This is a genomic window from Spirillospora sp. NPDC048911, from assembly GCF_043198015.1.
Classification (GTDB): domain Bacteria; phylum Actinomycetota; class Actinomycetes; order Streptosporangiales; family Streptosporangiaceae; genus Spirillospora.
In genome coordinates this window covers 76,251-86,974 of sequence record NZ_JBICUD010000017.1, presented here as the reverse complement: position 1 = coordinate 86,974, position 10,724 = coordinate 76,251, and the positions used below count along the sequence as shown (strand labels likewise).

Here is a 10,724-nt window from a genome sequence, read left to right as displayed (position 1 = left end):
CCGGCCCGTCACTCCGGACCCGGCTCGTGGTACATCGAGGGCATGGGGGACAGGCGGGCGACCATGCGCGATGTCGCGGCGGCGGCGGGGGTGAGCCTCAAGACGGTGTCGCGCGTGGTCAACGGCGAGGATTTCGTGCGGCCCGATACGGCCGAGCGGGTGCACGACGCGATCGCCCGGCTCGGCTTCCAGCGCAACGACCTCGCCCGGACGCTGCGCGACGGCGGGCGGACCCGCAGCCTCGGCCTGGTCATCGAGGACGTGGCCAACCCGTTCTACTCGCAGATCGCGCGGGGCGTCGAGGACGTGGCCCGCGCCGGGGGGAGGCTGGTCATCTCCGGCAGCTCGGACGAGGATCCGGCGCGCGAGCTGCTCCTCATCCGGTCCCTGTGCGAACGCCGCGTGGACGGGCTCCTCATCGTGCCGTCCGAGACGGGCGATCCCCGCCGCCGCGCCGAGCTGATCGCGGGCACCCCGGCGGTCTTCCTCGACCGGCCGCCCGACACGGACACCGTGCCCGTCGACGCCGACACGGTGCTGATCGACAACGTCGGCGGCGCGCGCACGGCCGTCGAGCACCTGCTCGCCCACGGCCACCGCCGGATCGCCTGCCTGGCCGACCTGCCGGAGATCTTCACGGCCCGGCAGCGCCACCATGGCTACCGTGAGGCGCTCGCCGCGCACGGCGTTCCCGCCGATCCCGCCCTCGTCCGGACCGGACGCCATGACGTGCGGAGCGCCGGATACGCCATGACCGAGCTGCTCGCCCTGCCCGACCCCCCGACCGCCGTCTTCACCGGCAACAACCTGCTGACGATCGGGGCGCTGCGCGCGATCGGCGCCGCGGCCGCGCGCGTCGCGCTGGTCGGCTTCGACGACTTCGAGCTCGCCGACCTGCTGGCGACCCCCGTCACCGTCATCGCCCACGAGCCCGCGGACATGGGCAGGCGGGCGGCCGAACTGCTCGAGGCCCGTATCCGGGGCGACACGAGCCGGCCCGCGCGGATCCTGCTCCCGACCCGTCTCATCGTCCGCGGCTCCGGCGAGATCCCGCCTGCTCAGAGAGGCGGCAGCCAGGGACGCGGCCGCTAGGGGCGCAGAAGCCAGGGGCGCAGGCGCTCGCCGTGACGGAGCCGGTCCAGGCCGAGCCAGATGAACTCCACGGCCATCCCCTCGGCGCGTTCCCGCGGGACGTCGGGATGGTCGAGCCACCACGACACCATCGAGAACATCGACCCGTACATCAGCGGCACGAGCAGGCGCGCCCGCCGCTCGTTGGCCTCGAGCGCGCCGGGGGACAGCGCCGGGTCGGCCCGGCGGCGCCGCAGCAGGATGTCGGCGAACGCCTCGCCGAGCCGGTCCCGCAGCTCGCGCAGTTCCAGGCCGACCTCGGGCTTGTCCAGATGCCGCACGACCAGCGCCCAGGCGTCGGGCTTCTCGGTGGCGTAGTCGAACAGCACCCGGACCATCGCCCGGATGCCCCCCACCGAGTCGTGCTCGCCCGGCAGCGAGTCGTTCAGCCGCCGCGTGATGTCGGCGACGATCGCCTCCGTCACCTCGGCGAAGAGATCCTCCTTGGAGGTGAAGTGCTGGTAGAGCAGGGCCTTGGAGACCTGCGCGGCGGCGGCGACGTGCTCCATCTGTGTCAGGTGGTAGCCCCGGCGCCCGAACTCCTCCAGCGCGACCCGCAAGAGCTGTTCGCGCCGCCGGGCGTACGGCATGCGGCGCCGTGCGCCCGGCGCGGGCCCCGTCTCTCCGGTGTCGGCTGTCTTCTCCGTGCCGACGGCCTCCCCCGTGGTGTCCGTCATTTCCCGAGATACTTACCCAGCTCGCTGCGGGCCACCGAACGCACGTGCACCTCGTCGGGCCCGTCGGCGAGCCGCAGCGTGCGCAGCCCGGCCCACATGCGCGCCAGCGGGGTGTCGTCGCTGACGCCGGCGCCGCCGTGCACCTGGATGGCCCGGTCGACGACCTCCAGCGCGACGCGCGGGGCGATCACCTTGATGGCGGCGACCTCGGAGCGGGCGGCCTGCACGCCGTGCTTGTCGATCATCCAGGCGGTCTTGAGGGTGAGCAGCCGGGCCTGCTCGATGGCCATCCGCGACTCGGCGATCTGCTCGCGGACCACGCCCTGCTTGGCCAGCGGCCCGCCGAAGGCGACGCGCGACACCGCGCGCTCGCACATCAGCTCCAGCGCGCGCTCGGCCATGCCGATGGCGCGCATGCAGTGGTGGATGCGGCCGGGGCCGAGCCGTGCCTGGGCGATGGCGAAGCCGCCGCCCTCCTCGCCGACGAGGTTCTCGACCGGGACGCGCACGTCGGTGAAGCGGATCTCGCAGTGGCCGTGCTGGTCGGAGTAGCCGAAGACGGGCAGCGGCCGGACGACCTCGACGCCGGGGGTGTCGAGCGGCACGAGCACCATCGACTGCTGCCGGTAGACGTGGCCCTCGGGATCGGTCTTGCCCATCACGATCATGATCTGGCAGCGCGGGTCGGCCGAGCCGCTGATCCACCACTTGCGCCCGTTGACGACGTAGTGGTCGCCGTCGCGCTCGATCCGGGTGGAGATGTTGGTGGCGTCGGAGCTGGCCACGTCCGGCTCGGTCATGGCGAACGCGCTGCGGATCTCGCCGTTCAGCAGCGGCTTGAGCCAGCGCTCCTTCTGCTCGGACGTGCCGAACAGGTGCAGCACCTCCATGTTGCCGGTGTCGGGCGCCGCGCAGTTGGTGGCCTCGGGGGCCAGGTGCGGAGAGCGGCCCGTGATCTCGGCCAGGGAGGCGTAGTCGGTGACCGACAGGCCGTGGGCGGGGTCCTCGCTGTCGGGGAGGAAGAGGTTCCAGAGGCCGCGCTTGCGGGCCTCGACCTTGAGTTCCTCCACGATCGGCGGGACGGTGTGCTCGTGGCCCGCCGCGCGCAGCTCGTGCCGCTGGGCCTCGTAGACCGGCTCGGCGGGGTAGACGTGGGAGTCCATGAAGTCCTGGAGCAGGCCCATGTACTCCTGGGCCCGCGCACTCAAACCGAAGTCCATTCGGTTATAGTAACTGACGGGTCAGTTACTTAGGAAGGGGAGGCGCCGATGGAGGGGCTGACGGCAGGGCTGCTGGACGGCAGGGTCGCGCTCATCACGGGCGGATCGAAGGGCATCGGGGCGGCGGTCGCCCGGCGGCTGGCGGGCGAGGGCGCCCGCGTCGTCCTCGCGGACATCGACGAGGACCGCGGCGCCGAGCTCGCCAAGGAGCTGGACGGCGCGTTCGTCCGGTGCGACGTCCGCGAGCCCGCAGACAGCGAGGCGGCGGTCGCGGTGGCGGCCGAGCGCTTCGGCGGCCTCGACATCGCGTTCCTGAACGCGGGCATCGCCAGCGGCTGCGGCGTGGACGACGACTTCGACCTGGCGGCCTACCGGCGCGCGATGGCCATCAACCTCGACGGCGTCGTCTTCGGCGTGCACGCCGCGCTGCCCGCGCTCCGGGCCCGGGGCGGCGGCCAGATCATCGCCACCGCCAGCATGGCCGGTCTCACCGCGACGCCGTTCGACGCGGTCTACGGCGCCAACAAGGCGGCCGTGGTGGGCCTCGTGCGCGCGCTCGGGCCCGCCCACCTCGACGAGGGGATCCGCGTCAACGCGCTCTGCCCGTCGTTCGCCGACACCGACATCCTGGACCCGATGAGGGCGCAGCTGCAGGAGACCGGTTTCCCGATCCTCCAGGTCTCCGACGTGGTGGAGGCCTTCATGGCGATCCTGGCGGCCGACACCGCCGGCGACGCCTGGTTCGTGGTGCCGGGCCGCGAGTCCGGCCCGTTCAAGTTCCGCGGCGTCCCCGGCCCGCGCTGAGAACTCCACGCTGAGAGAGGACCAGACAGAGCATGCGCGCCATCCAGATCACCGAGTTCGGCGGCCCCGAGGTCCTGAACGTCACCGAGCTGCCCGACCCGGTCGCGGGCGACGGGCAGCTGCTGGTCGAGGTCTCCAGGGCCGGCATCAACTACGCCGACACCCACCAGGCGGAGAACAGCTACCTGTCCCCGTCCACGCTGCCGATGGTGCCGGGCGGCGAGGTCGTCGGCCGCGCCGCCGGCGGCCGCCGGGTCGTGGCCCTGGTCGGCAGCGGCGGGTACGCGGAGAAGGCGGTCGCGCCCGCCACCCTGGCCTGGGACGTGCCGGACGCCATCGACGACCTGACCGCGCTCGGCATGATCGTCCAGGGCGCCACGGCCTGGATCCTGCTCCGCCGCAGCGTGCACATGGAGCCGGGCGAGTCCGTGGTCGTGCACGCCGCCGCCGGTGGCGTCGGCACGCTCGCCGTGCAGCTCGCCAAGGCCTGGGGCGCCGGCCGCGTCATCGCCACCGCCTCGACCAAGGAGAAGCGCGACCTCGCGCTGGAGCTCGGCGCGGACGTCGCCGTGGACGCGTCCGAGCCCGACATGAAGGCCGCGCTCATCGAGGCCAACGGCGGCAAGCGCGTGGACATCGTGCTGGAGATGACCGGCGGCACCGTCACCGACGACAGCCTCAAGGCCCTCGCCCCCTACGGCCGCCTCGCCTTCTACGGGATGGCCTCGCGGCAGCAGCCCCAGCCGGTGAAGCCCTCGAACCTCATGGCCCACTCCACGACGATCGCCGGGATGTGGCTGGCGCACATCTTCCAGTTGCCCGGCGACCTGATGCGCAAGGCGCTGGACGACCTGTTCGCGCTGGCCTCCGACGGCCGCATGCGCGTCATCGCGGGCGGCGAGTACGGCCTGTCGGAGGTGCGCCGGGCGCACGAGGACCTGCGGGCCCGGCGTACGAGCGGCAAGCTCCTGCTCGACCCGTCGCGCTGACCCCCGGCTGAAGACACGGCGCGTACGGGGACACCTCCCCGTACGCGCCGGGCCCTAGCCGACGAGGCCGTTCTCGTAGGCGTACACCACGGCCTGGGTGCGGTCGCGCAGCGCGAGCTTGGTCAGCACGTGCCCCACGTGCGTCTTGATGGTCTGCTCGGCGAGCACGAGCTCACCGGCGATCTCCGCGTTCGACAGCCCGCGCGCGATGAGCCGCAGCACGTCGAGCTCGCGCGGGGTGAGCCCGGCGGTCGCGCCGGGGCTGGGTCGCTGGTGGCGGCGGCGCCGGGCGAAGTCGCCGATGAGCCGCCGGGTGATGGACGGGGCGAGCAGCGCGTCGCCGCCGGCGACCACCCGCACGCCGTTGACCAGGTCGGCGGCGGAGGCGTCCTTGAGCAGGAACCCGCTGGCCCCGGCGCCGAGCGCCTCGTACACGTACTCGTCGAGGTCGAACGTGGTGAGCACCAGCACCTTGGGCCGGATCCCGGCCGGGTCGACCCCGTCGGCGGGCGGCTCGCCGACCAGCTCCGCCGTGGCGGCCAGGCCGTCCATCTCCGGCATGCGGATGTCCATCACGATGACGTCGGGATCGAGCTTGCGCGCCAGCTCCACGGCCTCCCGGCCGTTGCCCGCCTGCCCGATCACCTCGATCTCCGGATCGGAGGACAGCAGCGCGGCCAGGCCGTCACGGATCATCACCTGATCGTCGGCGATCAGCACCCGAATGCTCACAAGAGCACCCTATGGCGTGATCGCCGTCTAGTCCTCGCCGTACGGCAGCTCGGCCGCGACCTGCCAGCCGCCGGCCTCGCGCGAGGCGGCGGTGAGGGTGCCGCCCAGCATCGAGACCCGCTCGTGCATGCCGACCAGGCCGTGGCCGCCACCCTGCGAGTCCTCCGGCGTGGTGCGCGCGCCGTCGTCGATCACGGTCACCCGCAGTGCGTCCCGCCCGTAGCCGATCTCCACCCGCACCCGCGAGCCCGGCGCGTACCGGGACGCGTTGCTGAGCGACTCCTGGACGATCCGGTACGCCGAGAGGTCGACCCCCGCCGAGACCGGCCGCGGCACGCCGACGATGGCGAGCTCGGCCGACAGGCCGGCCCGGCGCGCCCCGGCGAGCAGATCCTCCACGAGGTCCAGGCCCGGCTGCGGCGCGCGCTCGGCGCCCTCGTCGTCGGACCGCAGCAGCCCGACGACGCGGCGGGTCTCGGTGAGGGCGTCGCGGGCCGCGTCGCGGACCACGCCGAAGGTCTGCCGGGCGGCGTCCGGCAGGTCGGGGATCTTGTACGGCGCGGCCTCCGCCTGCATGGCGATCACCGACATGTGGTGCGCCACGACGTCGTGCAGCTCGCGCGCGATGCGGGCGCGCTCCTCCAGGACCGCCGCCCGGGCGAGGTCCTGGCGGCGCAGCGCCTCCTGCTCGCGCAGGCTCTGCTCGGCGGCGGTGCGCCCGCCGATCGCGTCGCCGAAGGTGAGGGCCATGATCATCAGGCCGGCGAGGATCAGGCCGAACCAGCCGGGCATGGCCAGCAGCGCCCCCGGGACGAGCACCCCGGCGATGGTGACCGCGCCCACGCCGACCGTGGTCTGGCGGTCGCAGCCCACGCCGACCATGAACAGGATGAGCATGAACGCCAGCCACGCCGTCACCGGCCAGGGCCAGAAGTACTTGCCCGCCATGACCGGGATGCCGGCCAGGAATCCCAGCGCGCTGACCCGCCAGGCGATCAGGGGCCATCGCGGCGCGAACAGGAGCGGCAGGGCCTGCGCCAGCCCCAGGAACCAGGCGGCGGAGACCGGCACGTGCCCGCGGAAGATGTTGAGCGGGATCGCGATCGTGCCCGCGGTGAACCCGATCGCCATGCCGAGGAGCAGGAGCCCGATCGGCACGCGCAGCCAGAGCGGCGTGGGCAGGAGCAGCCCGTGCGGGCCGCGCGGCGGGGCGAGCACGGCGTCGCGCATGCCCTTGACGAGGATCACACGCGGGTGCGCTGTGGAGTGACTGTGCACGTTCATTTGAGCCCGAGCCTAGGCCGCCGCGGCCGTTCTGACCTGCCCCCGGAGAGGGAGATGCCATCCGATCCCTGAGTATCACCGCTGACCGGCGGCTGCGGTGTCAGTGACCCATATTGCAGGTATTTCAGATTGACTTAATAGGGAATTTGCGCGACGCTGAGGCGCGTGTCCACTTCGTCCATTGATGTCGCCCATGACGTCGCCCGCCGCCCGGCCCGGGCAGGTTCGCGGGACCGCTCGGCGCGGCTGCCCACGGCCTCGCTCGCGCGCCTGGTCAGCCCGCTGGCCGTGCTCGTCCTCTGGCAGCTCGTCTCGGCCGCCGGACTGGTCTCCGAACGCACCGTCCCCGCGCCCAGCGCGATCGCGAGCACCGGCCTGGAACTCCTCCGGGACGGCACGCTCCTCGACGCGATCGGCACGTCCGTGCAGCGCGCGGCGGCGGGCTTCCTGGCCGGAGCGGTCGCCGGCGTCGGCCTGGCGGTGCTCGCCGGGCTCAGCCGGCTCGGCGAGCACGCCGTGGACCCGCTGATGCAGATGCTGCGCGCGCTGCCGCACTTCGGGCTGATCCCGCTGTTCATCCTCTGGTTCGGCATCGGCGAGGCCCCGAAGGTCGCGCTGGTCGCGCTCGGCGTGGCGTTCCCGCTCTACCTCAACACGTTCGCCGGCATCCGGGGCGTGGACGGCAAGCTCGCCGAGGTCGCGCGGGTGCTGCGGCTGAGCCGGGCGGGCCTGGTCTTCCACATCGTGCTGCCCGGCGCGCTGCCGCAGGCGCTGGTGGGGCTCCGGCAGAGCCTCGGCGCCGCGTGGCTGGCGCTCATCGTCGCCGAGCAGATCAACGCGAGCTCCGGCCTCGGCTTCATGATCAACAACGCCCGGGAGTTCCTGCGCACGGACATCGTCGTGCTGGGCCTGCTGGTGTACGCGGCGCTCGGCCTGCTGACCGACTCCCTCGTCCGGCTGTTCGAAAGGAGGGCGCTCACATGGCGGAAGGGCTTCCTGTCCTGACGGACGTGGCGCGGGTGCGGGGGCTGACCAGGCGGTTCGGCGAACGCACCGTCCTGGACGGCATCGACCTCTCCATCGCGCGGGGCGAGTTCGTCGCGCTGCTGGGCCGCAGTGGCTCGGGCAAGTCGACGTTGCTTCGCGCCCTCGCCGGTCTGGACAGTGCCACCGAGGGCGACCTGACCGTCGACGGCACCGTTTCCGTCGCCTTCCAGGAACCACGGCTCGTGCCCTGGAAACGGGTGTGGGCCAACGTCGCCCTCGGGCTCCGCTCCGGCGATCCGCGAGCCGCCGCCGAGAAGGCGCTCGCCGAGGTCGGGCTGACCGAACGCGGCGGCGCCTGGCCGCTCACCCTCTCCGGCGGCGAGGCCCAGCGCGCCTCCCTCGCCCGCGCCCTGGTCCGCGAGCCCGATCTGATGCTGCTCGACGAGCCGTTCAGCGCCCTGGACGCGCTGACCCGCATCACCATGCACCGGCTCGTCCTGGACCTGTGGGAGAAGCACCGGCCGGGCATCCTCCTCGTCACCCACGACGTGGACGAGGCGCTGCTGCTGGCCGGCCGCGTCCTCGTCCTGGACGACGGCCGGATCGCGCACGAGTCCCGCGTGGACCTGCCCCGGCCCCGGCATCGCGACCATCCCGACCTGATCTCACTGCGCTCCACCCTGCTCACCGCTCTCGGCGTCACCCTCGAAGGAACCGCATGACCGTCACACGACTCCGCACCGTTCTCGCCGTCCTCGGCCTCACCGCCGTGGTGACCGCCGCCGCCGGTTGCGGCGGCGGGGACGGCGCCGCGCAGGACGCGGCGATCGCCAAGGACGGCACGGTCGACCTGGCCAAGGTCACCCTGCGGGTCGGCGACCAGAAGGGCGGCCAGAACGCGCTGCTCACCGCCGCAGGAGAGCTCAAGGGCGTCAAGTACAAGGTCGAGTTCAAGCAGTTCACGTCGGGACCGCCGCTGCTGGAGGCGGTGAACGCGAACGCGGTGGACTTCGGCGCGGTCGGGAACTCGCCGCCCGTCTTCGCCGCCGCGGCGGGCTCCGACATCAAGATCATCGCCGCCGCGGAGCTGGGCCTGACCGGCCAGGCCGTCCTGGTGCCGAAGAACTCCGCGATCCGGACGCCCGCCGAGCTCAAGGGCAGGCGCATCGCCGTCGCCAAGGGCAGCTCCGCCCACTACCACCTGCTCGCCGTCCTGAAGAAGGCCGGTCTCGGCTTCAAGGACGTCCAACCGCAGTACCTCGCGCCTCCGGACGCCCTCGCCGCCTTCAGCCAGGGCAAGCTCGACGCCTGGGCGGTCTGGGACCCCTACACCGCGCAGGGGGAGTCACAGGCGAACGCCCGGATCCTCCTCGACGGCAACGGCTACACCACCGGCTACAACCTTCTCGTGGCCTCGGAAAAGACACTCGGCAACAAGGCCAAGGAGACGGCGCTGCGCGACTACATCGCCCGCCAGCGGCGCGCGCTCGTCTGGGCCGCCGAGCATCCGAAGGAATGGGGAGCGGTCTGGTCCAAGGACACCGGGCTGCCGCTCGCGGTCGCCGAGGTCGCGGCCAAGCGACGGGTGGCCAAACTCCTCAAGGTCGACGACGCCCTGGTCACGCACGAGCAGCAGGTCGCCGACGCGTTCGCCGACCAGAAGCTCATCCCCGGCAAGGTCGACATGTCGGAGTTCGTGGACCGCCGTTTCAACGACATCGAGGTGAAGTGATGAGCCTGACGTTCCACTGGTTCCTCCCCACCACGGGCGACAGCCGGGCCCTGATCGGCGGCGGGCACAGCATCCCCATCGGCGTCGGCCGGCCCGCGCCCGCGCCCGGCACCGCCGGCGCGATCCGCCCGCCGGACATCGACTACCTCGCGCAGGTGGCCCGGTCCGCCGAGCAGCTCGGCTTCGAGGGGGTGCTCACCCCGACCGGCACCTGGTGCGAGGACGCGTGGCTGGTCACCGCCGCCCTGCTGCGCGAGACGTCCCGGCTGAAGTACCTGGTCGCGTTCCGGCCCGGTTTCATCTCGCCGACCCTGGCCGCCCAGATGGCCGCCACCTATCAGCGCATCTCCGGCGGGCGGCTGCTGCTGAACGTGGTCACCGGCGGCGAGTCGGCCGAGCAGCGCCGGTTCGGCGACCACCTCGACCACTCCGAGCGGTACGCCCGGACCGGCGAGTTCCTGTCGATCCTGCGCGGGGCGTGGGGCGACGAGCCGTTCGACTTCAAGGGCGAGCACTACCACGTGGACGGCGCCACGACGGCGCGCGCGCCGGACCCGATCCCCGACATCTACTTCGGCGGCTCGTCCAAGGCGGCGGGGCCCGTGGCGGCCAAGCACGTCGACACCTATCTCACGTGGGGCGAGCCGCCCGCGCAGGTGGCCGAGAAGCTCGACTGGATGCGCGGCCTGGCCGCCGAGGAGGGCCGCACGCTGCGGTTCGGCATCCGGCTGCACACCATCAGCCGCGACACCTCCGAGGCAGCGTGGGCCGAGGCACGCCGCCTCCTGGACGGCGTGGACCCCGCCCACGTCGAACAGGCACAGCAGGCGCTCGGCGCCAGCGAGTCGGAGGGCCAACGTCGGATGCGCGCGCTGCACGAGAGCTTCCGCGCCGGCGGCGCCGTCCGCGATCTGGAGATCTACCCGAACCTGTGGGCCGGGGTGGGCCTGGTCCGGGCCGGCGCGGGCACCGCGCTGGTCGGCAGCCACGCCGAGGTCGCCGACCGGATCGAGGAGTACGCGGCGCTCGGCATCGAGGAGTTCATCCTCTCGGGATATCCGCACCTGGAGGAGGCCTACTGGTTCGGTGAGGGCGTGCTGCCCGAGCTGCGCCGCCGGGGCGTGCCCCTGGGCTGACTTTGCGGTTCGGGCCGCCGGAGCGGAGACTG

At 72.8% G+C, this 10,724-nt stretch carries 11 protein-coding genes; 7 read left to right on the top strand and 4 right to left on the bottom strand.

All coding sequences use genetic code 11. From position 1 onward, the window contains the following. Positions 1-42: 42 nt before the first annotated feature. On the top strand, positions 43-1,092 hold the full coding sequence (locus ACGFNU_RS48480) for a LacI family DNA-binding transcriptional regulator (RefSeq protein WP_392603538.1): 1,050 nt from the start codon (positions 43-45) through the stop codon (positions 1,090-1,092). Here the strand turns inward: ACGFNU_RS48480 and ACGFNU_RS48475 are convergent. Both ACGFNU_RS48475 and ACGFNU_RS48470 read right to left on the bottom strand, forming a co-directional pair. Continuing rightward, the gene (locus ACGFNU_RS48475) at positions 1,089-1,808 is read right to left on the bottom strand and encodes a TetR/AcrR family transcriptional regulator (protein WP_392603537.1); all 720 of its coding nucleotides are present in this window, start codon (positions 1,806-1,808) and stop codon (positions 1,089-1,091) included. The two genes, ACGFNU_RS48480 and ACGFNU_RS48475, sit on opposite strands and share 4 nt — an antisense overlap. Continuing rightward, positions 1,805-3,028, bottom strand: a complete 1,224-nt coding sequence (locus ACGFNU_RS48470; RefSeq protein ID WP_392603536.1) for an acyl-CoA dehydrogenase family protein — start codon at positions 3,026-3,028, stop codon at positions 1,805-1,807. The genes ACGFNU_RS48475 and ACGFNU_RS48470 overlap by 4 nt, the downstream gene beginning before the upstream one ends. A gap of 48 nt (positions 3,029-3,076) precedes the next feature. On the opposite strand from ACGFNU_RS48470, the gene ACGFNU_RS48465 reads away from it, so the two are divergent. Then, a complete protein-coding gene (locus tag ACGFNU_RS48465) occupies positions 3,077-3,832 on the top strand; it encodes an SDR family oxidoreductase (protein ID WP_392603535.1) in 756 nt (251 codons plus the stop codon). Positions 3,833-3,864: 32 nt separating this feature from the next. Next, positions 3,865-4,821, top strand: a complete 957-nt coding sequence (locus ACGFNU_RS48460) for a zinc-binding alcohol dehydrogenase family protein (protein ID WP_392603534.1) — start codon at positions 3,865-3,867, stop codon at positions 4,819-4,821. Positions 4,822-4,875: 54 nt separating this feature from the next. On the opposite strand, the gene ACGFNU_RS48455 is transcribed toward ACGFNU_RS48460, so the two are convergent. Together ACGFNU_RS48455 and ACGFNU_RS48450 are read right to left on the bottom strand one after the other, a co-directional pair. Then, positions 4,876-5,553, bottom strand: coding sequence for a response regulator (locus ACGFNU_RS48455; RefSeq protein ID WP_392603533.1), 678 nt, complete (start codon positions 5,551-5,553; stop codon positions 4,876-4,878). 27 nt (positions 5,554-5,580) lie between these two features. Beyond that, complete coding sequence (locus ACGFNU_RS48450; protein WP_392603532.1) at positions 5,581-6,837, bottom strand: sensor histidine kinase; 1,257 nt, start codon at positions 6,835-6,837, stop codon at positions 5,581-5,583. A gap of 165 nt (positions 6,838-7,002) precedes the next feature. On the opposite strand from ACGFNU_RS48450, the gene ACGFNU_RS48445 reads away from it, so the two are divergent. From ACGFNU_RS48445 to ACGFNU_RS48430, 4 genes are read left to right on the top strand one after another with little or no spacing between them, the layout of a single operon-like run. After that, positions 7,003-7,842, top strand: coding sequence for an ABC transporter permease (locus ACGFNU_RS48445; RefSeq protein WP_392603531.1), 840 nt, complete (start codon positions 7,003-7,005; stop codon positions 7,840-7,842). Continuing rightward, a complete protein-coding gene (locus ACGFNU_RS48440; RefSeq protein WP_392603530.1) occupies positions 7,818-8,546 on the top strand; it encodes an ABC transporter ATP-binding protein in 729 nt (242 codons plus the stop codon). Before ACGFNU_RS48445 ends, ACGFNU_RS48440 begins: the two co-directional genes overlap by 25 nt. Then, positions 8,543-9,556 (top strand): ABC transporter substrate-binding protein, encoded by a 1,014-nt coding sequence (locus tag ACGFNU_RS48435; RefSeq protein WP_392603529.1) that lies wholly within the window; start codon positions 8,543-8,545, stop codon positions 9,554-9,556. The genes ACGFNU_RS48440 and ACGFNU_RS48435 overlap by 4 nt, the downstream gene beginning before the upstream one ends. Next, the gene (locus ACGFNU_RS48430; protein ID WP_392603528.1) at positions 9,556-10,692 is read left to right on the top strand and encodes an LLM class flavin-dependent oxidoreductase; all 1,137 of its coding nucleotides are present in this window, start codon (positions 9,556-9,558) and stop codon (positions 10,690-10,692) included. Before ACGFNU_RS48435 ends, ACGFNU_RS48430 begins: the two co-directional genes overlap by 1 nt. The last annotated feature ends 32 nt before the right edge of the window (positions 10,693-10,724 follow it).

Coding starts and splice junctions, on each gene's coding strand:
- ACGFNU_RS48470 (WP_392603536.1), bottom strand. CDS start 3,028: ATGGACTTCGGTTTGAGTGCGCGGGCCCAGGAGTACATGGGCCTGCTC.
- ACGFNU_RS48475 (WP_392603537.1), bottom strand. CDS start 1,808: ATGACGGACACCACGGGGGAGGCCGTCGGCACGGAGAAGACAGCCGAC.
- ACGFNU_RS48465 (WP_392603535.1), top strand. CDS start 3,077: ATGGAGGGGCTGACGGCAGGGCTGCTGGACGGCAGGGTCGCGCTCATC.
- ACGFNU_RS48435 (WP_392603529.1), top strand. CDS start 8,543: ATGACCGTCACACGACTCCGCACCGTTCTCGCCGTCCTCGGCCTCACC.
- ACGFNU_RS48440 (WP_392603530.1), top strand. CDS start 7,818: ATGGCGGAAGGGCTTCCTGTCCTGACGGACGTGGCGCGGGTGCGGGGG.
- ACGFNU_RS48460 (WP_392603534.1), top strand. CDS start 3,865: ATGCGCGCCATCCAGATCACCGAGTTCGGCGGCCCCGAGGTCCTGAAC.
- ACGFNU_RS48450 (WP_392603532.1), bottom strand. CDS start 6,837: ATGAACGTGCACAGTCACTCCACAGCGCACCCGCGTGTGATCCTCGTC.
- ACGFNU_RS48430 (WP_392603528.1), top strand. CDS start 9,556: ATGAGCCTGACGTTCCACTGGTTCCTCCCCACCACGGGCGACAGCCGG.
- ACGFNU_RS48480 (WP_392603538.1), top strand. CDS start 43: ATGGGGGACAGGCGGGCGACCATGCGCGATGTCGCGGCGGCGGCGGGG.